We start from the raw sequence: 22,001 nt of genomic DNA on the forward strand, positions 1-22,001 counted from the left end.
AGTCGGACGGGGTGGGCAACTCACTCCGTCAGCGCCGCGACGAGTTCCTTGACTTTCTTCTGCCGCCACTGCGGCGTCGGCGCGACCAGCCAATAGCCACGACGGCTCGGCGTTGGCTCACCCACAGCCGCATCGCGCCCGGCGACGCCCGCCGCAAGCAGCGCCGGAATGCGCGCACGGCCGATCCCGGCCAGCGCGGCGGCGATCGCCTGCCCGGCATCGCTCACCACGACCGGCGGCTTGGCCTCTTCTCCCTCACCGTCCGGCTCGGGGTCGCCCGGCCAGCCGATCCAGTCGCCCGAGCCCACTTCGACCCATTCGGCGCTACCGAGCGCCACTCCCTCAAGATCGCCCGGCCCATCCGTCCAGCGCACCGCGAGGTCGAGGTTAGCTTCTGTGAAATCCGTCATCTCGCCATCGACCAGCACGTATCGCACTTGCGGATTAGCAGCGCGAAATGCGGCAAGGCGCGGCGCCAGCCAGGCGGCGAAGAACTCGCGCGGACAAGCGATGGTGTAGACGTGGCTCGACTGCCCTGCCTGCATCGCCTGCACGGCGTCCTCGAAATGGAGGAACCCGCTGCGCAGCGCGGCAAGACCGGCACCCGCCTCTTCGGTCAGTTCCAGCCCCTTGCTGGTGCGGCGGAACAGCACCACGCCGAGCAGGTCTTCCAGCGCGCGGATCTGCTGGCCGACGGCGGCGGGCGTCACCGCCAGTTCGTCGGCGGCGCGGGTGAAGGAGAGATGGCGCGCCGCTGCGTCGAAGACGCGCAGGGCGTTGAGGGGCAGGTGCGTGCGCTTCATGACGCTTCCCTAAGCGCCACAGTCGCGCGGGGCAATATCAGCCTGCGGTCGCGGGCGCAGCAAGCGGGAAGAAGGGGATGCTGGCGCGGAATTCGGTGCCGTCATCGCGGCGGAAGGTGTAATACCCCTCCATCGAACCCTGCGGCGTCGAGAGCGGGCATCCCGAGACGTAGTCGTGACTCCGGCCCGGTTCGAGCAACGGCTGTTCCCCGACGACGCCCTCACCCTCGACCACATCGACTTTGCCGTTGGCATCGGTGATGCGCCAGTGACGGGTCATCAGTTGCAGCGTGTGGTCGGTCTCGTTCTCGATCCGGATGTGATACACCCAGAACCATTTACCCGCCTCGATACGCGATTGCTCGGGCAGAAAATTGACGGCCACACGCACGGTGAGGCCGTCGGTGATCGCGGAGTGCTGGAACAGTTCCTTCATGACACGGGCAACCTAACCACGATTCTTTCAGGCTACAACCGTGTAGAAGTGAGCAGGTTCCGGCAATCTGCTCCGCTATCGGACTTTGGCTCCCCGAGTAGGATTCGAACCTACGGCCATTCGATTAACAGTCGAATGCTCTACCGCTGAGCTATCGGGGAACGGCCTGCCAGCGTCGGGGGGCTGGCAGGCTAAACTGGCAGTCGCTCTTCAACGCGACCGCGTCGGCGCTACTTTAAAGGCCGATGGCCTTCAAAGCCTGATCCATGTCTTCCTTGAGGTCTTCGATGTCCTCAAGGCCGACATTGATGCGCAGCATGCCTTCGCCGATGCCCATCGCCTCGCGGCCTTCCGGCCCCATGTTGTGGTGCGTGGTCGAGGCCGGGTGGCACATCAGCGAACGCGAGTCGCCGATGTTGTTCGAGATGTCGATCAGCTTCAGGGCATCGAGCAGCCCATGCGCCTGTTCGCGCCCGCCATCGAGCACGAAGGAGAAGATCGGCCCGCAAGCATCCATCTGCTTCATCGCCAGCGCCTGCGCCGGGTGGCTGTCGAGCCAGGGGTGCAGGATCGTGGGCACGCGATCTTCCATGAACTTGCCGAGAGCCAGCGCGTTCTCGCTCTGCTTCTTGGCGCGCAGGTCCAGCGTCTCGAGGCCCTTGAGCACGACCCAGGCGTTGAAGGGCGAGAGGTTCGGGCCGGTGTTGCGCTGGAACGGCAGCAGCACGTCGTTGATGAACTGCTCCGAACCGCAGACGGCGCCAGCAAGGACGCGGCCCTGCCCGTCCATCAGCTTGGTCGCGGAGTAGGCGACGACATCGATGCCGAACTCCATCGGCCGCTGCAGCGCGGGCGAGCAGAAGGCGTTGTCGACGACCGTGGTGATGCCGTGCGCCTTGGCGATCTCGGCGATGGCGGCGAGGTCGGCGACGCCCATGGTCGGGTTCGCCGGGGTCTCGAAGAAAAAGACCTTGGTGTTGGGGCGGATCGCCGCTTCCCACTGCGCGGTGTCACCGGCGTCCACCAGCGTCACCTCGACGCCGAAGCGCGGCAGCAGGTGGTCGCCCAGCCAGCGGCACGAACCGAAGGCGGCGCGCGCGCTCACCATGTGGTCGCCCGCCGAAAGCTGGCACAGCAGCGCGGCGGTCATCGCCGCCATGCCGGTGGCCTGGGTGCGGCACGCCTCGGCGCCTTCGAGGAGAGCAATGCGCTCCTCCAGCATCGCCACCGTCGGGTTCTGCAGGCGCGAGTAGGTCATGCCTTCCTCGTCGCCCTGGAAGCGGGCGGCGACCGTGGCGGCATCGTCGTAGCTGTAACCCGAAGTCAGGAACAGCGCTTCGCTGGTCTCGCCCATTTCCGAACGCCAGGTGCCTCCGCGGATGGCGCGGGTTGCGGGGCGCCAGTTCTGGGTCTGGCTGCGATCCTGTCCGGTGGTGCGTTTCATGGCGCAAGCCTCTAAGGGCGCGCGCGAGTCTGTGCAAGCGCGCTGGGCCCACCCCGCTGCGACTAGGCAGCAAACTGCCAAGTCTCGCTACCCCTCCCCCATGCGGGATGGGCGGTAGGCTTGGCCGCGAAGCGGCTTAGCCGGACGGGGTGGGGCGAACCGCTCAAGCGCTTGCCGAAACCCGCGCCCCTCTTTATCCGCGCATCCGATGCCACTCTCCCGTCAAAATCGCGATCCGCTCGGCTGGTGCCTTCTCATCGTCGCGGCGTTCGAGGCGCTGGTGCTGTGGCGGCTGACGATCCCCTCGCGCTACTACTTCGACGAGGTTCACTACGTCCCCGCCGCGCTCAAGCTGCTGGAGCTGATCCCCGCCAACCGCGAACATCCGCTGTTCGCCAAGGAAGTGATCGCCGGCTTCATCCACCTGCTGGGCGACAAGCCGCTGGCGTGGCGCCTCGGCCCGGCACTGTTCGGCGGACTCGGCCTGTTCGCCTTTGCGCGGCTGGTCTGGCATGTGACGCAACTGCGCCGCGCGACGGTGCTGGCGACGGCGCTGCTGGCCACCAACTTTATGTGGTTCGTGCAAAGCCGCATCGCCATGCTCGACATGATCGCCGCAGGCATGTGCATGGTGGGCCTGTGGCAGTTCGCGGCCGCATGGCGAGCGAAACGCACCGGCATCGCGCGCATGCACCTGATCCTGAGCGGCCTGGCCCTCGGCCTGTCGCTGGGCGCGAAGTGGAGCGGCGCTCCGGCGCTGGCGATGCCGGGTCTCGCCTTCCTCGCCATGCGTATCGCGGATACCGGCCCGGTCTTCATCGGCAAGCGCGGCGCCGGGCCGATCAAGGGCGTGAGCCTGATCGAGGCCGCGCTGTGGCTCGGCCTGTTTCCGATCGCGGTCTACTGGGCGACGTTCATCCCGGCGATGTTCTACCCGCACCACACGCTCTCGCCCTGGGGCTTCGTCCAGCAGCACGAACTGATGGTACGCCTGCAGGATAGCGTGAAGAAGCCGCACCCTTACAAGACGTACTGGTATCAGTGGATCGTCGACTGGCGGGGCATCTGGTATCTGTTCCAGAATGTCGACGGCGCGCACCGCGGCGTGGTGATGATCGGCAATCCGATGGCGATGATCGCGGGCCTCCTCGCGTTCTTCTGGAGTGTGTGGGCCGCCCTCTTCCGCGGCCGCCGCGACGTGCTGTTCTTCGCGGTGCTCTATTTCGTGTGCGTGGGCATGTGGGCGGTGAACGGCAAGCCGGTGCAGTTCTACTACCACTACCTGCTGCCCGGCGCGTTCCTGATGGCGCTGCTGGCGCTCGGCCTCGACGCCTTGTGGGACCGGCGCGACCGTTGGCGGCTTGTGGCGCGGTGGGTCTTCGGCCTGTCGCTGGCGCTGTTCGTGGTGTTCTACCCGATCATCTCGGGCTGGCCGCTGCCCTTCAAGGACGCCTACAACCTGTGGATGTGGCTGCCTAGCTGGCGGTAAGCCGCGTGCGCAGCCGCAGGAACCCTGCCGCCGCCACCGCGCCTATCCCGGCGAGCGCCATGTCCTTTTGCGGGTCCCACGGATCGCCCTGCTGCCCGTTGTAGGCAAGCGCGTCGGGCCCGGCCATGAACACGGTCAACAGCCACTCGAAGATTTCATAGATCGCGCTGCCCGCCAGCACGAACTCGACCGCGATGTAAGTCGCCAGCGAAAGCGAGAGCTTGCGGTGCCGTGCCAGCCAGGCCGAGATGGGATGGACCCAGCAGGCCCCGAAGCTGAAATGGACGAGCCGGTCCCACGAATTGCGTTGCAATCCCAGCGTCGCCGCGGGCGACGGCAGGCCGAGCGCCCTCGCCCAGTCCTCATAGGGAACGAAGGAATAGATGTAGCGTCCGCCCAGCGTGTGCAGCCACAGGAACAGGCAGGCGCAGGCTACAGCGCTCGTCGGCATCGGCCAGCGCCGCAGCGCCAGCCACAACCCCGCGACGATCACCAGCGTCGGCAGGTTCTGCAGCGGTGCGAGGCTCGGGTACGGCGAATCAATGAGGCTGACGAGCGCCCATAGCGCCGTCAGCCCCAGCAGAACCGCTTGCGTGCGGTTCGGGATCAGTACTTGCCCCAGACGAACTTCGACGAGAGCGCGAAGTTGAACACCGAGGCCAGCAGCACGCCGGTGATCACCGCCAGCACGTCGTGGATGCCGATGGTCTTGAGCACGGCGGCCGAACCGATGTTGGTGAGCAGGCCCAGCGAGCAGGTCAGCGCGAACTGCGCCCAGCCGCGCATCAGCGGTGCGAAGCCGCGCAGGCGCTTGTCCGAATAAGTCAGTTCGTTGTTGAGCACGAAATTGAACGTCATCGCCACCAGCGCGGCGATCGTGTTCGCAATGTTGAAGGTCGTGCTCTCGGACCAGTTGCCGTAGACGAAACGCTCGCCGAAGACGACGTGGAGCATCGTCCACAGCACCGCCAGCTGCACCACCACGCCCATGGCGCCCACGGTGCCGAACAGCGCGAAACGGGTCGGGATGATCCGGCCCAGCCATTTGTCGTAAAGGCCCACGAGGAATTCGAACACGACGGTCTGGTCCAGCTTGCTTTCGCCTTCTGCTCGCGCGGCGAAGTTGAGGGGGAATTCCTTGACGCGCAGCGGGGTGTCCACCGTGGCCAGGATGTCGAGCAGGATCTTGAAGCCGACGCCCGACAAGCGGTGCGCGTCGGCGCGCAGGGTCTGGGTGCGCAGCATGAAGAAGCCGCTCATCGGGTCGGTCAGCTCTACTCCGGTCACCTTGTTGGCGATGCGGTTGGCGAAGCCCGATGCCTTGACGCGGTCGGGGCGGCCCCATGCCTCGGTGCTGGCGCCCTCGGCGAAGCGAGAGGCATAGGCGAGGTCGTACTCGCCCGAGGCGACGGCCTTGAGCATGCCCGGCAGCAGCGCGGGATCGTGCTGGTGGTCGGCGTCCATCACCGCGACCACGGGGGCGGCGGTGGAGCACATCCCCTCGATCGCGGCGCTGGCGAGGCCGCGGCGGCCAATGCGCTGGATGCAGCGCACGCGCGGATCGGACAGCGACAAGCGGCGCGCCTCGTCCGAGGTGCCGTCGGGGCTGTTGTCGTCGACGTAGATGGCTTCCCACGCGATTCCGGCGAGCGCCTTGTCGAGTCGCTCGATCATCGTCGCGATGTTCTTGCGCTCGTTGTAGGTCGGCAGGACCACCGCCAGTTCCAGCGGCTTCGCCTGCGGCGAAACTGCGCGAACGGCGGCTTCGGAAGCCTGCGCGAGATCGGTCGTGGAAATGTTCATGCGCCCTGTTTTTAGGTTGTAAACGTCAAGAAACGATTATTGCGTAGCGGCGCAACCTTTACAGGCGCGCAAGCACCGCGTCACCGATTTCCTTCGTGCCGGCCGAGCCGCCGAGGTCGCCGCCCTTGATACCGTCCGCGAGCGCGGCCGCAACGGCGGCTTCGATGCGGGCCGCTTCGGCTTCGAGACCGAAGGAGTGGCGCAGCAGCATGGCGGCGGAAAGGATCGTCGCCATTGGATTAGCTAGGCCCTTGCCCGCGATGTCCGGGGCCGAACCGTGGATCGGCTCGTAGAGGCCGAAGCTGCCTTCCGCGAGGCTGGCCGATGCGAGCAGGCCGATCGAGCCGACGCACATGCTGGCCTGATCGCTCAGGATGTCGCCGAACAGGTTGCCGGTGACGATCACATCGAAGGCGCCGGGGTTCTTCACCAGCTGCATCGCCGCGTTGTCGACGTACATGTGCGTCAGTTCGACGTCCGGGTACTCGGCCGAAACCTCAATCACCACGTCGCGCCACAGCTGCGAGGTTTCCAGCACGTTGGCCTTGTCCACCGAGCACAGCTTGCCGGAGCGCCCCTGCGCGGCCTTGAAGCCGGCGTGGGCGATGCGGCGCACTTCGTCCTCAGCATAGGACATCATGTCCCAGCCCTGACGGCGGCCGTCTTCCAGCGTGCGGGTGCCCTTCTCGCCGAAATACACGTCGCCGTTGAGTTCGCGCACGATCAGCAGGTCGATCTTGCCGGCAACTTCCGGGCGCAGGGTGGATAGGTCCTCAAGGCCCTTGAACACCGTGGCGGGGCGCAGGTTGGCGAACAAGCCCAGCTCCTTGCGCAGGCCCAGCACCGCCTGCTCGGGGCGCAGCGCGCGCTCTAGGTGGTCGAGCGAAAAGTCGCCCACTGCGCCGAACAGGATCGCGTCGGAAGACCGCGCGATGTCCAGCGTCACGGCGGGCAGCGGGTGGCCGTGCTTGCGATAGGCCGCGCCGCCGACGTCGCCCTCGACCAGCTCGATACCGTCGATCTGCAGCGCTTCGAGCACGCGGACTGCCTCGGCAGTCACTTCGGGACCGATCCCGTCTCCGGCAAATACAGCGATGCGCATAGTCGTTTCCTCAAGCCTCGATCCGAGCCAGCCGCTCGCGCAGCAGGACGCGCGCCGCCATAACGTCTCTTCTGCGATCGGCAAGCGGGTAGCGGGCCAATTCTCGACCAATGGCGTCGAAGGTGGCCAGCAGCGCGGGCCAATCGTGCTCCGGCGGGCGCGCAATTCGCGCGCCGTAGCCCAGTTCGCGCAATGTCAGCACTTCATAGCGCAGCAGCCCCAGCGCCCAGCCGCGCGCGGACGGCGCGACGCAGATCGCCTCCAGCACGCCCGACAGCGCCTCGTAGAGAGCGGGAAACGGCTGCCGCTCGGGCAGGACCGAGGCCGCGAGCGCGGTGACCCAGCCGATCGCGGCGGCAGGCAGCGGCTCGGTGATCCACGGCGCGCGGCTCTGGAGCAATTCAAGGCGGGCGAATGGAAGCTGGGTGTCGGACTTCGAGCGGACGTCCGCCTCGACGGTATTGCCGGGAATCAGGACCGGCCGCAGTTCGCGCCCCCTGCCCCCGGCGACGAAGGCGGCGACGAGGCCGTGGTCGTCGGTCAGCAGGCGCGCAATGACGGCGTTCTCGCCGTGTGGCAGGGCGGCGCAGACAAGGGCGGGGGCGCGAAAGTGCATCGCGCCTTCCTCTGCCGGTTCAATGCGTCAGTTGCAAATTTCCTCGACCTCGGCGCGCGCGTGCTCGGCCTGCTTGTCCTTGGTGATGAGGGGGTTTTCCACACGCCCCATCGTCCAGTTGCGACCGAGGCGGACGGTCTGGTTGGGCGCACACCAGATCTCGCCCGAACCGTCGAGAGCGGTGACCCAGATCAGATTATGCTCCTGCCCGTAGTCGATCATGCCGATGGCATAGCCATCGCCCTTGCCGACGACGTGAAGCGGAATGGTAGGATTGAGCTGCGTGAACATCGCGTGCCTTTCATGGGCTATCGCGATGTTCAACCCTGCGTGCGCGAGAAACGTTCCCGGCGCACATAACGCAAGCTGATCAGTTGGCGCCCAGCTTGGCCTCGAGCGCGTCGAGACGCGCCTTGAGCGATTCCGTTTCTGCACGCGCGGTGGCGGCGAGTTCCTTGACCGCGTCGAATTCCTCGCGGCTGACGAAGTCCATGTCACCCATGAACTCCTTCACGCGCTCACGCGCGGAATCGCGCGCCTCGCGGCCCATGCCCGCAAGAGTGCCGGCGGCACTGTTCAACATCTTGGCGAAGTCGGCGACGAAGGGGTTTTCGCTTTGCATGGGCCCTAAATGGAGCGCGCGAAGGCAAGGCGCAAGGGGTATCAGATGTCGAACCGCTCCACTGCGCTCGAACGCTGCACGCCGTCCATGCCCGGGTTGGCCTGCAGGAACGCGAAGTTGAGATATGTCGCGAAGACCAGCCACAATACGTAAGGCAGCAGCAGCGCCGCCGCGACGGTGCGCACGCGGGCGAAGAGTATCATCGTCACCACCGCCGCCAGCAGGATCGCCGCGATCAGCACCAGCGCCGCGCTCATCCGGTGCATGCCGAAGAACACCGGCGACCACGCCAGGTTCAGCACGAACTGCACCGCGAAGGCCAGCACCGCGATCCCGCGTCCACGCGCGCCGCGCGCCGCGAACACCATCGCCAGAGCCACGCCCATCATCACGTAGAGCACCGACCACACGATCGCGAAAGTCACCGGCGGCGGATAGACGGCGGGCTTCACCAATGCGTCGAACCACGGATTGCCCGGCCCGCTTCCCGCCATTTGTCCGGAGAGGAACCCCAGCAGCAGCACGACGGGAACGCATACCAGCAGCCAGCGCATCAGGCTGGCGCGCAACTGGCCGGGGGAAGCTAACAGGTTCATGCGCGCAAAAGGTCCCGAATCAGGAATTTACCCAAGAATGGCGCGGTTTGTGGTACGCGGCGGGCCATCACGCAATCGTTAGCGAACCCGTCAGTTCCCGCGGTGTGCCGAAACGAGAAACTCCACGTTTCCTTCAGGACCCTTGATCGGGCTTTCGACGATGCCCTGGATCTCCCAGCCGTCGCGCTCCAGCCATTCGCGCACTTCCTCACACACGCGGGCGTGCAGAGCCGGGTCGCGGACCACGCCGCCCTTGCCCACTTCGCCGCGCCCGACCTCGAACTGCGGCTTGATCAGCGCGACCACCCGGCAGCGCGGCGCGGCGAGGCGGAGCGGCACTTCGAGCACTTTGGCGAGGCCGATGAAGCTGGCGTCGCACACCACCCAGTCGCACGGCGCGTCGATCTGCTCCGGGGTGAGGATGCGGGCGCTGGTCTGCTCCAGCACGGTGACGCGCGGATCGGTGCGCAGTTTCCACGCGAGCTGGTTGGTGCCCGAATCGACCGCGAACACCCGCTCCGCGCCATTGGTGAGCAGAACGTCGGTAAAGCCGCCGGTCGAACTGCCGATGTCCATGGCGACCGCACCCTTCGGATCGAGCCCGAAATGTTCGATCGCGTGGGCCAGCTTGATCCCCCCGCGCGAGACCCAGGGATGGTCGCGGCCGCGCACCTCGATGGCTGCGTCGTCCTTCACCGACTGGCCCGGCTTGGCGATCTTGGTCTCGCCCGAGAACACGAGGCCCGCCAGCACCAGCGCCTGCGCGCGGGTACGGCTCTCCGCCAGCCCGCGATCGACCAGCAGCTGGTCGACCCGCACTTTGGCAGGTTTCTTGTCAGGGGAACGGGGGCGAGGCGTGTCGGTCATGGGATGGTATGCACTTGAGATGGGCGGCGCCTCATTCCATACCACGGGCATGAAGGCAAATCCGCGCAGCCGCGCCACCCCTCTTTCCGCCCTGCTTCTTACCGGTCTCGCTGCAACGGCGGCTTTGTCGGGATGCGTACCGCCGCCGCCGAGCACGCCCGCCCCGCGGCCCGGCGCCACGCATGCACCGCAGCCCCGCCCGGCGACTCCGACCGCCCCGCCGCCCTCGCCAATGGCCGCCGACTGGCGCGATGCACCGCAGACGCCGGGCAGCTGGAGCTACGCGGGCAACGGCAGCGCCTCGGGCGCGACGTTCGGGAACGGCCAGTTCATCGTCCAGTGCGACACCGCGCGCACCGTCACCCTCCTGCGCGCCGCAGCGCCCCGGGCAGGAGCGGTGGGCATGTCGATCACCAGTTCCACCGGCGCACGCGCGCTGACCGGCACCGCCACGCCGCGCGGCGTGGTCGTCACCCTGCCCGCCCGCGATTCGGCGCTCGACGCCATGGCGTTCAGTCGCGGCCGCTTCGCCGTATCAGTGACTGGGGAGCCCACGCTCTACCTGCCGAGCTGGACCGAAATCTCGCGTGTGATCGAGGATTGCCGCTGAGGGAGCGCCTTAACGACGGGGCTTCGACAAGCTCAGCCTGAGCGGGATTGAAAGGTCACTTTTGAATCCCGCTCAGGCTGAGCTTGTCGAACGGAGCCAAGCCGCGCGCAACATCAAAAAGGGTGATTTCAGGCCGCACTCCAGAGCCCCCAAAAGCAGCGATTTCAAATCACCGCGCGGCTGGGGATAACTGGCCGGAAGCGAAGATCATGACCTGAAAAAATTAGTTTTCAAGACTTGTTGTGCGCTGCGGAATATACCAGATTTCACTCAAGACAACGGCCTTCGGGATACGCGCCCGGGAGCAGCCGAAGTCCCAGCCGCGAAAGCGGCGCACTATGGCTAAACAGCGCGAAAGGAGGTGATCCGATGTCTCATGGTTCAGCAGAGAGGTCGGCAATTCCCGTCGCGAGGCATTATCGCTGATAAACAAGCGATAAAGGCTTCGCTGGCGGCACTTCCCGGCCGCTGACCATGCGAAGGGCCGTACCGGCAAGCCGGTGCGGCCCTTCTCATTTGTGCGCCCCTCCACCACCGACTGCGTCGGCGGTTCCCCTCCCCATCGCTTCGCGAAAGGGAGGATGGGCTTGATCCTCCCTTTCGCGAAGCAATGGGGAGGTGGCAGCGGCGAAGTCGTTGACGGAGGGGTATTCTTCGATGATTTGCCTCCCCGGGCCATCGTGCTAAGACTGAATGCTAGAGTAGCAATATTGCTTCCGGGTTGCATTCTGCGAAATTTTCGTTCAACGGCGCAATTCTGTTGCAGACTTGAGGATACGTTCGATGGCGACTCTCGCCGATGCCGGCCTGACTTTCACCACCCTTGCCCACCCCGCCCCCGCCAGCGCCGAGACGCGCGCAGCCGTGCTGGCGAACCCCGGCTTCGGCACCAATTTCACCGACCATATGGTGACGATCGAGTGGACTGAAGGCCAAGACGGTGTTGGGCGATGGCACGATGCGGTAATCGGCCCTCGCCAGCCGATCCCGCTCGATCCGGCGGCGGCGGTGCTGCACTATGCGCAGGAAATCTTCGAGGGCCTCAAGGCCTACAAGCAGGCCGACGGCGCCATCGCGCTGTTCCGCCCCGAAGCCAACGCCGCGCGCTTCAACCAGTCGGCCGAGCGTCTCGCCATGCCCGCGCTGCCGGAAAGCGTGTTCGTCGAAGCCATCGAGAAGCTCGTGCAGATCGACCGCGCCTGGATCCCGGAAGGCGAAGGCGCCTCGCTCTACCTGCGCCCGTTCATGATCGCGACCGAGGCGTTCCTCGGCGTGCGCCCGGCCAAGCAGTACAAGTTCATCGTCATCGCCAGCCCGGCAGGCAACTACTTCAAGTCGGGCGCCCCTGCCGTGTCGATCTGGGTTTCGGACTATACCCGCGCCGCCCCCGGCGGCACCGGCGCAGCCAAGTGCGGCGGCAACTATGCCGCCAGCCTCGTGCCGCAGGCCGAAGCGATCGCGCGCGGCCATGACCAGGTCGTCTTCCTCGACGCCGCCGAGCACAAGTGGATCGAGGAACTGGGCGGCATGAACCTGTACTTCGCGTTCGACGACGGCACCCTGCTGACTCCTGAACTGACCGGCACCATCCTGCCCGGCATCACCCGTGACAGCCTGCTGCAACTCGCCCGTGAAGAGGGCCTGACGGTGACGGAAGGCCGCTACAGCCTCGACCAGTGGCGCGCGGATGCCGCTTCGGGCAAGCTGATCGAGACGTTCGCCTGCGGCACCGCTGCGGTCGTCACCTCGGTCGGCAAGGTCTCGGGCCGCGATGGAGATTTCACCATCGGCACCGGCGGCCCCGGCCAGCTGACCGGCAAGCTGAAGAATCGCCTCGTATCGATCCAGCGCGGCGAAGCGCCGGACACTCACGGCTGGATCCGCAAGATCGGCTGAAGCTGGCATTGAGGATGGCGTCGTCCCGGACTTGATCCGGGACCGCTGGTCATGAGCGGCCCACCTCTTCGCCAGACGTGGTGCTTCGACAAGCTCAGGGTGGGCGGAGGTTGCGCCAAGCGCCCAATCCCGCTCAGGCTGAGCTTGGCGAAGCCCCCGCCAAACCTCGCGCCTAAAGACAGGCGCCGATCCCGGATCAAGCCCGGGATGACTGCAAATTGGCGCCGCGTCGATCCGCGACCTTCATCGAACATCCGGACGAAGCGCTTATATAACCGCTTCCCGCCTTGTCGGCGCTCCTGCGCGAACCTACCTGTGCGCCGTCTTCCATCTCCCAAGGAGCGTTCCCGCATGGCCGATCTCACCTACACCCCGCCCAAGGTCTGGACCTGGGACCAGCCCAACGGCGGTGAGTTCGCCGGCATCAACCGCCCGACCGCCGGCGCCCGCTTCGAACGCGAACTGCCGCGCGGCCAGCACCCCTTCCAGCTCCATTCGCTCGGCACCCCGAACGGACAGAAGGTGACGATCATGCTCGAGGAACTCCTCGCGGCGGGCTACGAAGCCGAATACGACGCCTGGCTGATCTCGATCTCGGACAGCGACCAGTTCTCCTCGGGCTTCGTGTCGATCAACCCGAACTCCAAGATCCCCGCCCTTCTGGACCTGTCCGGCCCGGAGCCGGTGCGCGTGTTCGAATCGGGCTCGATCCTGTTCCACCTCGCCGAGAAGTTCGGCGCCTTCATGCCAACCTCCGGCCCCGGCCGCACCGAATGCATGAACTGGCTGATGTGGCAGATGGGCAGCGCGCCGATGCTGGGCGGCGGCTTCGGCCACTTCTACGCCTATGCGCCGGAAAAGTACCAGTACCCGATCGACCGCTACGCGATGGAGGCCAAGCGCATCCTCGACGTCGCTGACAAGCGCCTCGGCGAAACGCGCTATCTGGCGGGTGACGAGTACACCATCGCCGACATCGCCGCCTACGGCTGGTTCGGCGGCTTCGTGCGCGGCGACGCCTATGGCGACGCGGCGACCTTCCTCGACGTGCCGAGCTATGAGAACCTCATGCGCTGGGGCGAGGAGTTGGGCGCCCGCGAGCCGGTGCGCCGTGGCCGCATCGTCAACCGCAAGGGCGAAGGCTTCGTGCCCGAGCGCCACAGCGCCGCCGACATCGACGCGGTGCTGAACACCTGAGAATGATGTGCCCGGCGCTGGGGAAAAACCTCTTCCCACCGCCGGGACAACACGCTAAGCGCCCCTCTCCCGATCGTCGGCGCTGCACGCGTCCGATCCGCTGGGGCGTCGCCAAGTGGTAAGGCACCGGTTTTTGGTACCGGCATTCGCAGGTTCGAATCCTGCCGCCCCAGCCAGTTTTTCTCCCAGACCCGCCTCGATCCATCGCGCGCCTGTGCTATAGGCGCAGGCACTCTCCTCGTTCGCGTGAGATGCATACGGACAAGCCGACCGCCAGACCTGCACTGGATTTCAGCGCTGCGCTCGGCGCGGCGGGAGCGGCTGCGCCCGGGCTGATCTGGGGCCTCGACTTCGCACCCGACGGCAGCCACGAACCCGCGCCCTGCGGCCCCGCGCCGGAGGGACGGTTCCGCTGGCTGCACCTCAACCTTGCCGACCATGGCACCCGGGCATGGATCGAACAGTCGGCGCTGTTCCCGGTGGCCGCGCGCGAACTCCTGCTATCTTCCGATTCGCACCAGCGCGCCCTCGTCGAGAGCGGCGCGGTGTGCTGTATCCTCCACGATTTCGAACGCGACTTCGACGTGCGCGCCACCGCGCGGGTCGGCGCGCTGCGCGTGGCGATCCTGGGCGGGCTGATCGTTACCGCCCGGCGCCATCCGCTGGGCGCCGCCGACATCGTCATGCAGCGTGTCGGCGGCGGCGCGCGGGTGACCGGGGCGGCCGCCGCGCTCGACCTGCTGGTGGGCGCGCTGGCGCAGAACATCGACATGGTCATCCGCAACCTGTCCGCCGACATGCAGGCCGCCGAGGACGCCTTTCTCGAAGGCCACCACCCGCCGACCAGCCGCAACCTCCTCGACATCCGCCGCCGCCTTGCGCAGATCCATCGCATGCTCGACGGTGCCCAGCGCGTGTTTCGGCGGCTGGAGCAGGATGACGAACTGCCCGAGACGCTGCAGCCCACGGTCGAGAAACTGTCGCAGCGACTGCAGGGCCTCGATGCCGACGCCCTCGCCGTGCAAGGGCAGTTGCGGCTGCTGCGTGACGAACTCGACCTGCAGCAGGACCAACGCACCAACCAGAACCTCTACCTGCTATCGGTCATGACTGCGCTGATGCTGCCCGCCACGCTGGTAACCGGGCTGTTCGGCATGAACACCGGGGGCCTTCCCTTCAGCGGAGCGCACGGCACCCTCGTCGCCACCGGGATCGCTGCGGGCACCGCTCTGGCGACTTACCTGTTCCTCAGGAGCAAGGGATTCTTCCGCTAGGTTGCAGGAACGTGAGATTTTTTCGAAATGTTGCGGTGACGGAATACAACTACCTTTCAATCACTTGCCTAGAAGATGAGGCGAAGATGAAGGTCGCGCGACTCCAGTGTCATCGAACTTCCATACAACTGTCGTGATGCAGCCATATTAGCCGCCCCGAGGCAGACAAATTCTGCCAAAAAAGGGTGGAAATTCAACATGATGAATAAGGTTGTCCGCGCGACGCTGCTCGCCGGCTCGATCCTCGCCAGCATGAGCGCTTCGAACGCCTGGGCCGATGCTCCTGCAGCCGACACGGCGGCGGACGCAGCAGCGGATTCGGGTCTTGGCGACATCGTCGTCACCGCGACCAAGCGTGAGACCAATCTTCAGGAAACCCCGATCTCGATCAACGTGGTCAACCAGGCCGCGCTGAAGGATCGCCACGTCCAGAGCCTCTACGATCTCGCCGACGGCGCCGTGCCGTCGCTGCGCATCGCCACCTTCGAAGCCCGCCAGAGCGCGCTGACCATCGGCATTCGCGGCATCGTGCCGCTCGACGCCAACCAGCCCGCGCGTGAACAGGGCGTCGGCATCTACGTCGACGGCGTCTACATGGGCCGCCAGCACGGCCTCAACGCCGCGCTGTTCGACGTCGAGCGCGTCGAAGTGCTCAAGGGTCCGCAGGGCACCCTGTTCGGCCGCAACACCGAAGGCGGCGCGCTCAGCATCGTCTCGAAGGCCCCCACCGGCGAGTTCGGCGGCCGCATCGAAGGCGGCCTGGGCAACTACGGTTCGTACAACAGCGCGATCCACGTCGACCTGCCCAAGTTCGCAGGCTTCTCGGTCAAGCTCGACGGCGTGCTGCAGCACCAGGACCCGACCACCAAGAACCCGCTCGAAGGCCAGGCCGGCTTCAACCAGTACCACCGCAAGGGCGGCCGCGTGGCCGTGCGCTGGCAGCCGACCAGCACCATCACCAACGACTTCTCCTACGACGTCGCGCGCGATGAGAATACGCCGTTCTACAGCCAGCTGCTGAACTACAATCCCAACGGCTGCGTCGCCGGCACCCAGGCCGCGAACGCCGCCTGCAAGCTGCCCGGCACCGACTACACCACCATCACCGGCACCGTTAAGCCGCTGATGCCCGGCGTCGTCGTCAACGGCGATACCCGCATGAAGGTGGCCGACATCGGCGTGCCGCAGCAGGTCAGCGTCGACAAGACCCACGGCTTCACCAACACCCTGAAGTGGGAAGCTACCCCCGAGATCGAAATCCGCTCGATCACCGCATGGCGCGGCGTCGACGCGACGCAGTGGGACAACTCGGGCGGCGCGCACCGTCCGCCGCTGGTCAGCTTGACCTCGGCCTGCACCCAGACCGCTCCGTGCGCCTTCAGCCGCTACAGCCTTGCCGACCTGCGCCAGCGCCAGTTCAGCCAGGAACTGCAGGCCGTGGGCACCTTCGGCAAGATCGACTACGTTGCGGGTCTGTTCTACTTCAACGAGCACGTCAGCGACGATGCGGCGACGCCGAACTCGAACGGCGTCTACCTCAATGCCGCCGGCCAGCCGGTCTACACCATCCTGAATTCGTGCACCGGTTCGGGCGGGTTCGGTTCGGACGTCGGCTGCCGCTCGATCGACCGCGCCTCGGAAGTGTGGTCCAAGAGCTACGCCGCCTACGGCCAGCTGACCTACAACGCCACCGACAAGCTGCACGTCACCGTCGGCGGCCGCTACACGCATGACGAGAAGAAGGGCGTCCTGCACTTCTCGCGCAACGTCAACTACGACACCAACCCGCCCGCCGCGAGCGTCGGCTACAAGCCGCTCGATGCGACCTGGAACCGCTTCAACCCGATGGCGACGGTGGCCTACGACGTGACCGACGACATGCACGTCTATGCCAAGTACGCCACCGGCTACCGCGCCGGCGGCGCCAGCTCGCGCACGTCCAACTACCAGTCGTTCAATCCGGAGGACGTGAAGTCCTACGAAGTGGGCCTGAAGTCGGACTTCTGGGATCACCGCGCCCGCTTCAACCTGGCCGGCTACATCATGGACCGCAAGAACAGCCAGGTCGACATCAGCTCGATCCAGTTCGTGGGTTCGAGCAGCTTCAACAACCTCGTCACCATCAATGCTCCCGGCATCACCAAGATCCGCGGCATCGAGGCGGACCTGACGCTGGAGCCGATCGACGGCCTGACGCTGAACGCATCGTACGCCTACACCTATACCAAGATCCCGCCGGTGCTCATCACTGCGGCGGATACCGCGGGCCGTTCCACCAGCGTCTACCAGCAGTTCTACATCGTGTTCACCCCGCGCAATGCGGCCAGCGGCTCGATCGACTACGTGCTGCCGATCGGTGCGCAGGACACCAAGATCAAGTTCCACATCGACGGCAACTACTCGCAGGCGACGCAGGCCTTCGACCAGTTCGCCACCAAGAACGACGCCTCGCTCATCTTCAACGGTCGCATCTCGCTCGCCGACATCGGCGTGGGTGACCACAAGCTGACGCTGGGCGTGTGGGGCCGCAACCTCTTCAACGAGCAGTACGTGTTCCGCCGTGACCCGTCGAACAGCCTGCCCGGCGCCCCGACCACCAACGTCACCGTCGGCAGCATTTCCAACGTGCTGGGCGACTACGGCAACTTCAACGCGCCGCGCACTTTCGGCATCGACGCCAGCGTGGCGTTCTAAGCGAATTCCCCCGGCTTTCGCGGGCCGGGGGGACACTGCGGATCGCGCGGGCGAGTGCCTGCCCTTTCACGATGGGAAAGGCGCTCAAACCGCCTCCCGCGCGATCAGCTACTGGACCGGCGTGACGCATCCCCCGCGTTACGCCGGTCTTTTTGCGTTTGCAGAGAGCCACGAGATATAGCCCGTCATCCCAACGAAGGCTGGGACCGCTGGCGTGTTACCCTTCGCTGTCGTTCAGACGACCTGTCGACAGTTGGGTTTTGTCGGCATGAGGTCCCAGCCTTTGCTGGGATGACGACGGTGCTTCAAACCGGCAACCGCGCCACGATGCGCAGCCCCGGCCCGGCATCCTCAAGCGCCAACGTTCCCCGGTGAAGGCGCACGATCGCTTCCATCAGCGGCAGACCCAGGCCATGGCCACCGCCCTGCCCACCATAATGCCCACCATTCTGGCCCGACCGCTCGACCCGTCCGAACCGGCGCATCACATGCTCGCGCTGGCTTGCGGGGATACCCGGGCCATCGTCGGTGACGACAAGCACCACCGCCTGCGCCTCGCGCGCGATCGAAACCCTGATCCGCGTGCCCGAAGGGGTATGCCGAACCGCGTTCTCCAGCATGTTGACCAGAAGCTGCGACAGAAGCTGCCGGTCGCCGACCAGCTTTGCCTCGTCGGCGCGTTCCATCAGCACGCGCTGGCCGCGCTCCTGCGCGACGGGCTGCACCATCTCGACGATCTCGGTCGCCAGTTCGGCCAGGTCGAATCGACGGAAACCAGCGCGGCGCGATCCGTCCTCTATCTCGGCGATCCGCAGCATGGCCGCGAACATGCCGAGCAGTTCGTCCGCCTGCATCCGCGCCATCGCCACCCGCTCGCGCACCGGCTCGGCGGCGGCGCTTTGCTCCAGCAGCGCGAGTTCGTTGCGCAGCCGTGCCAGCGGCGTACGCATCTCGTGCGAGATGTCGTTGGAAACGTTGCGGATTTCGCCCATGAGCTGGCCGATGCGGTCGAGCATGCGGTTGAAGGCACCCGCCTGCTGGTCGAACTCGCCGCCGTCGCCGGGCATCGGGACGCGCTGGGCAAGGTCGCCCTCGATGATCGATTCCGCCGTGTGGCGCACCGCGTCGATGCGCTTGCCGACCAGGCGCCGAAATGCCAGCAGTCCCCACAGCACCACCAGCACGATGGCGCCGAACCCGGCGAAGTAGATCCGGCGGCGCGCGGCGAAATAGTTGTCGACCGGCTCCGTCTCGGCGAAGATGGCAAGGCGCATGCCGCCGCCGATCTCGCGGACCAGCACGCGGCCCGCGCTGAGCCCCGCGATCCGGTCCTGCCGTCCGAGCGTGGAGTAACCCAGCGGCAGTTCCCGGTTCAGCCGGACATTGCCGACGATGGGGTTCCCGTGCGCATCGCTCAGCAGCACGCCGAGGTCGCCGGTATCGCGCTGCCGCGCCATCTCCATGATATGTTGGCTCAGTTCCGCACGGTTCGGAGTGGTCCCCCTCGGCACCAGCGTCTCGCTCTCCGACTCGATGCGCTCATCCACCAGCACCCGCACCATCGAGGCGGTCGCGAAGAAGGTTCCGAACCCCGCCAGCGCCGTCACCGTCAGGAACAGCGCGAGGAACACCACGGTGAGGCCGCGCAGGGACCGGGGGAGCGGCCTCATGCCCGCAGCACGTACCCCATGCCGCGCACGGTGGCGATCGGATCGTCACCGTGCTGCAACAGCTTGACGCGCAACTGGCGTATATGGGCATCGACGATGTTGGTCGTGGTCTCGAAGTCCTGCCCCCAGATCCGCTCGATCAGCATGGGTCGCGTCACCACTTCGCCGGCATCGCGTGCGAGGGCCAGCAGTAGCCGGAACTCGGTCTGCGAAAGCGCCAGCGGCTGTCCGCCGCGCCAGACCATGAGGCGCGAGGGGCTGATCACGATATCGCCCGCAGCAATCGTATCACTGGGCTGCTCGGTCGTCCGCCGCGCCCGCACGAGGGCATTGAGCCGCGCGTTCAGTTCGAGCGGATCGACCGGCTTCACCACGTAGTCGTCGGCGCCCGCCTCCAGCCCCTCGACCTTGTCGAGCGTCTGGCCAAGCGCGGTCAGCATCAGCACCGGCATGGTCATGCCCTGCCCGCGCATCTCCCGGAGCAGCGTGACGCCGTCCATCGTCGGCAGCATCCAGTCGAGCACAACCGCGTCGAAGGGCCGTCTGCCCAGCAGCGACAGCGCCTCCTGCCCGTCCCCGGCCGGCTGCACCTCGTGCTCGAAATGCCCGAGTTGCTCGGTAAGCTGGCGGCGAAGGTGGGAATCGTCCTCGACCAGGAGGATCTGCAGGCTCATGCGGACGTGCCCCGTGAAATTGCGCTCCATGAAAGCGCGAGGGTGAATTGCCCCATCATAGTGCCCGGATTCCCGCATGACCACCAGCGAGATGGCAGCGATCGTCAAACCGTGAAAGTCACCGTCACCCGCAGGCCCGGCTTCGCATCGCCGAGTTCGAGCTGTGCGCCCATGCGCTCGGCGGTGGACTTGACGATGGCCAGGCCGAGGCCGCTGCCGGGCGGCCCGCGCTCGCCCTGCAGCCGGGCGAAGCGCGACATCGCCATCTCGCGCAGTTCGGCCGGAATGCCGGGGCCCGTATCGACCACCGCGAGCCGGACCACGCCCGCTTCCGCACTCAGTTCGATTTGCGCCATGCCACCGGGGCGATTGTAGCGGATTGCGTTGTCGACGAGGTTGGACAGCATCTCGAACACCAGCGTGCGATGTCCGTGGATGCGGTAAGGCCCGTCTCCGGCCTCGAGCAGCAATTCGACGTCCGCCTCGATCGCCTGCCGGATGCGGCGGGAGATCACGTGCTGGCTCAGTTCCTTGAGATCGATCTCGTGGTCAGGCGGAAGCACCCCCGCCTCGTCGGCACGGGCAAGCGTGAGGAGCTGCGTCAGCAGGCGTTCGAGGCGGTCGGTCGCCTCCTCGATCTCGTGCAGCGCCTCACCCGAGCCGCGCCGCGCCAGCGCGACCTGCACCTTGAGCACCGAGAGCGGCGTGCGCATCTGGTGCGAAGCATCGGCGGTGAAGCGGCGCATGCCGGTGGTGGCATCGTCAAGCCGCGCCAGAAGCCGGTCGAACGAGCGCGACAGCGGGCGCAGTTCGGTCGGCAACGGTCCGGTGCGCAGCGGCGAGAGATCGGGTGCGGCGCGGGTATCACGCGCCTCGATCACGCCGCGCAGGTCCGAGAGCGGCCGCAGGCTCCACCCGAGCGCGGGGCGGATCAGCAGGAGCACGATGCCGACCAGCACGCACTCGCCGATCAGCAGCGCGATCATCAGCTTGTCGCGCAGGGAATTACGGTTCTGCAGAGTCTCGGCCACCTGCACCACCACAGGCTCATCGATGCGCGGCAAGTTGCGGCGGATCTCGGCTATGCGGATGCGCTGGCCGCGAAACTGCGCGAAACGGAAGCGCGGCTCATCGACGGAGAGCACGGAAATGTCGGGCGCGGGCAGATCCGCGTAGCCGGTGAGCAACGTATTGCCCACGGCGATCCGGTAGTAGACGTTGTCGCGCTCGGAGTTCTCCAGCATGCCGAAAGCGGCGGGCGGCAGGTCGAGAGTGACTTCGCCGCGCTCCACCTGCACGGTCTCGGCGATGGCGCCCAGCGCGCCGCCCAGCACGCGGTCGTTGGTGCGGCGCACGACGTCGGAAATCAGTACCCAGCCGAGCAGTCCCAGCACCAGCGCCAGCGCCGCCAGCGGCCCGAACATCGCCAGCAGAAGGCGGAAGCGCAGGGAAATGGCTCTGCCCGCACCGCCGCTCATGACCGGTCGAGCATGTAACCCACCCCGCGCACGGTGCGGATCGCTGGGCCGTCGGGTGCGAGTTTGCTGCGCAGGCGGGTGACGTTGACCTCCAGCGCGTTGGAACCGACCGGATCGTCGAAGCCGAAGACCTCGGCTTGCAAGGTCTCGCGGTTGACGATCTGGCCCGCCCGCGCCGCCAGAGCCTCCAGCACCGCCCATTCGCGGCGGCGCAGTTCGATCAGGCGCCCCGCCACCTCGACGCGGCCGGTAGAGCGGTTCACCGTCATCGCCCCGATGGCGATCTCGGGCGCGGCGTCGCCGCCCCGGCGGCGGCCCAGCGCACGCACGCGGGCCTCCAGTTCCTCCACCTCGAAGGGTTTGCGCAAGTAATCGTCGGCGCCGAGGTCGAGGCCGCGCACCCGGTCGTCGAGGCCGTCACGCGCGGTCAGCATCAGCACCTGCGACTGGTCGCCCCGCGCGCGCAGGCGAGCGAGCACCTGGAACCCGTCGATGTCGGGCAGGCCGACGTCGAGGATCACCAGCGAATACGGCTCGGTCGCCGAAACCGACAGCGCTTCCTCCCCGCCCGCCACGTGATCGACCGCGTGTCCCGCCGCGCGCAGCAGCGAAAGGATGCCCCGTGCCAGTGCCGCGTCGTCTTCAACGATGAGGATTCTCACGATCGAAATCCATGAAAGGTCAGTGACAGGTTGAAAACGTACATCATCGAGCGCTGCTTATCCGAACA

The 22,001-nt window shown here is 66.5% G+C and carries 21 protein-coding genes and 2 tRNA genes; 7 read left to right on the forward strand and 16 right to left on the reverse strand.

The features are described from left to right. Positions 1 to 20: 20 nt before the first annotated feature. From HWN72_RS10865 to HWN72_RS10880, 4 genes are all read right to left on the reverse strand, one after another. Positions 21 to 803, reverse strand: coding sequence for a LysR family transcriptional regulator (locus tag HWN72_RS10865; protein WP_008831268.1), 783 nt, complete (start codon positions 801 to 803; stop codon positions 21 to 23). 37 nt (positions 804 to 840) lie between these two features. After that, positions 841 to 1,239: a Co2+/Mg2+ efflux protein ApaG gene (gene apaG / locus HWN72_RS10870; protein WP_008831267.1), complete on the reverse strand. Its 399-nt coding sequence runs from the start codon at positions 1,237 to 1,239 to the stop codon at positions 841 to 843. A gap of 86 nt (positions 1,240 to 1,325) precedes the next feature. Further along, positions 1,326 to 1,400, reverse strand: a tRNA-Asn gene (locus HWN72_RS10875). A gap of 74 nt (positions 1,401 to 1,474) precedes the next feature. After that, positions 1,475 to 2,683, reverse strand: a complete 1,209-nt coding sequence (locus HWN72_RS10880) for a PLP-dependent aspartate aminotransferase family protein (protein WP_211150287.1) — start codon at positions 2,681 to 2,683, stop codon at positions 1,475 to 1,477. Between the two features lie 208 nt (positions 2,684 to 2,891). Here HWN72_RS10880 and HWN72_RS10885 point away from each other — a divergent pair, with 208 nt between their 5' ends. Further along, entirely contained in the window at positions 2,892 to 4,172 is a 1,281-nt protein-coding gene (locus HWN72_RS10885; protein WP_008832553.1) for a phospholipid carrier-dependent glycosyltransferase, read from the forward strand. Here HWN72_RS10885 and HWN72_RS10890 read toward each other — a convergent pair. The 8 genes from HWN72_RS10890 to HWN72_RS10925 all read right to left on the reverse strand — a co-directional run bounded on the left by HWN72_RS10890 (position 4,159) and on the right by HWN72_RS10925 (position 9,778). Beyond that, positions 4,159 to 4,665: a DUF2238 domain-containing protein gene (locus HWN72_RS10890; protein ID WP_231958203.1), complete on the reverse strand. Its 507-nt coding sequence runs from the start codon at positions 4,663 to 4,665 to the stop codon at positions 4,159 to 4,161. The two genes, HWN72_RS10885 and HWN72_RS10890, sit on opposite strands and share 14 nt — an antisense overlap. 113 nt (positions 4,666 to 4,778) lie before the next feature. Continuing rightward, positions 4,779 to 5,975, reverse strand: coding sequence for a glycosyltransferase family 2 protein (locus HWN72_RS10895; protein WP_008832550.1), 1,197 nt, complete (start codon positions 5,973 to 5,975; stop codon positions 4,779 to 4,781). A 58-nt stretch (positions 5,976 to 6,033) separates the two neighbouring features. After that, positions 6,034 to 7,077, reverse strand: a complete 1,044-nt coding sequence (gene leuB / locus HWN72_RS10900) for a 3-isopropylmalate dehydrogenase (protein WP_211150288.1) — start codon at positions 7,075 to 7,077, stop codon at positions 6,034 to 6,036. A gap of 10 nt (positions 7,078 to 7,087) precedes the next feature. Next, on the reverse strand, positions 7,088 to 7,693 hold the full coding sequence (locus tag HWN72_RS10905; RefSeq protein ID WP_008832517.1) for a DNA repair protein RecO: 606 nt from the start codon (positions 7,691 to 7,693) through the stop codon (positions 7,088 to 7,090). A 27-nt stretch (positions 7,694 to 7,720) separates the two neighbouring features. Beyond that, a complete protein-coding gene (locus tag HWN72_RS10910) occupies positions 7,721 to 7,984 on the reverse strand; it encodes a hypothetical protein (RefSeq protein ID WP_008832516.1) in 264 nt (87 codons plus the stop codon). Positions 7,985 to 8,063: 79 nt separating this feature from the next. After that, entirely contained in the window at positions 8,064 to 8,315 is a 252-nt protein-coding gene (locus HWN72_RS10915) for an accessory factor UbiK family protein (RefSeq protein ID WP_008832515.1), read from the reverse strand. Positions 8,316 to 8,356: 41 nt separating this feature from the next. After that, a complete protein-coding gene (locus HWN72_RS10920) occupies positions 8,357 to 8,911 on the reverse strand; it encodes a TspO/MBR family protein (protein WP_008832514.1) in 555 nt (184 codons plus the stop codon). 90 nt (positions 8,912 to 9,001) lie between these two features. Then, positions 9,002 to 9,778, reverse strand: coding sequence for a TlyA family RNA methyltransferase (locus HWN72_RS10925; protein ID WP_037521303.1), 777 nt, complete (start codon positions 9,776 to 9,778; stop codon positions 9,002 to 9,004). Positions 9,779 to 9,827: 49 nt separating this feature from the next. Here HWN72_RS10925 and HWN72_RS10930 point away from each other — a divergent pair, with 49 nt between their 5' ends. From HWN72_RS10930 to HWN72_RS10955, 6 genes are all read left to right on the forward strand, one after another. Further along, positions 9,828 to 10,388: a hypothetical protein gene (locus tag HWN72_RS10930; protein ID WP_069709193.1), complete on the forward strand. Its 561-nt coding sequence runs from the start codon at positions 9,828 to 9,830 to the stop codon at positions 10,386 to 10,388. Positions 10,389 to 11,171: 783 nt separating this feature from the next. Then, positions 11,172 to 12,284: a branched-chain amino acid aminotransferase gene (locus HWN72_RS10935; protein ID WP_008832845.1), complete on the forward strand. Its 1,113-nt coding sequence runs from the start codon at positions 11,172 to 11,174 to the stop codon at positions 12,282 to 12,284. A gap of 351 nt (positions 12,285 to 12,635) precedes the next feature. Continuing rightward, entirely contained in the window at positions 12,636 to 13,481 is an 846-nt protein-coding gene (gene yghU, locus HWN72_RS10940) for a glutathione-dependent disulfide-bond oxidoreductase (RefSeq protein WP_069708049.1), read from the forward strand. A 101-nt stretch (positions 13,482 to 13,582) separates the two neighbouring features. Beyond that, positions 13,583 to 13,657: transfer RNA gene (locus tag HWN72_RS10945), tRNA-Gln, on the forward strand. Positions 13,658 to 13,732: 75 nt separating this feature from the next. Continuing rightward, positions 13,733 to 14,755 (forward strand): CorA family divalent cation transporter, encoded by a 1,023-nt coding sequence (locus HWN72_RS10950; protein ID WP_211150289.1) that lies wholly within the window; start codon positions 13,733 to 13,735, stop codon positions 14,753 to 14,755. Between the two features lie 198 nt (positions 14,756 to 14,953). Next, on the forward strand, positions 14,954 to 17,449 hold the full coding sequence (locus HWN72_RS10955) for a TonB-dependent receptor (RefSeq protein WP_211150290.1): 2,496 nt from the start codon (positions 14,954 to 14,956) through the stop codon (positions 17,447 to 17,449). A gap of 305 nt (positions 17,450 to 17,754) precedes the next feature. Here HWN72_RS10955 and HWN72_RS10960 read toward each other — a convergent pair whose 3' ends face one another. The 4 genes from HWN72_RS10960 to HWN72_RS10975 all read right to left on the reverse strand — a co-directional run bounded on the left by HWN72_RS10960 (position 17,755) and on the right by HWN72_RS10975 (position 21,933). Continuing rightward, entirely contained in the window at positions 17,755 to 19,119 is a 1,365-nt protein-coding gene (locus HWN72_RS10960) for a HAMP domain-containing sensor histidine kinase (protein ID WP_211150291.1), read from the reverse strand. Beyond that, on the reverse strand, positions 19,116 to 19,793 hold the full coding sequence (locus HWN72_RS10965) for a response regulator transcription factor (RefSeq protein ID WP_211150292.1): 678 nt from the start codon (positions 19,791 to 19,793) through the stop codon (positions 19,116 to 19,118). The genes HWN72_RS10960 and HWN72_RS10965 overlap by 4 nt, the downstream gene beginning before the upstream one ends. A 104-nt stretch (positions 19,794 to 19,897) precedes the next feature. Next, entirely contained in the window at positions 19,898 to 21,271 is a 1,374-nt protein-coding gene (locus tag HWN72_RS10970) for a sensor histidine kinase (protein WP_211150293.1), read from the reverse strand. Then, entirely contained in the window at positions 21,268 to 21,933 is a 666-nt protein-coding gene (locus HWN72_RS10975; RefSeq protein ID WP_008831177.1) for a response regulator, read from the reverse strand. The genes HWN72_RS10970 and HWN72_RS10975 overlap by 4 nt, the downstream gene beginning before the upstream one ends. Positions 21,934 to 22,001 lie beyond the last annotated feature (68 nt).

The sequence above is a fragment of the Novosphingobium sp. HR1a genome, assembly GCF_015594425.1.
Classification (GTDB): Bacteria; Pseudomonadota; Alphaproteobacteria; order Sphingomonadales; family Sphingomonadaceae; genus Novosphingobium; species Novosphingobium resinovorum_A.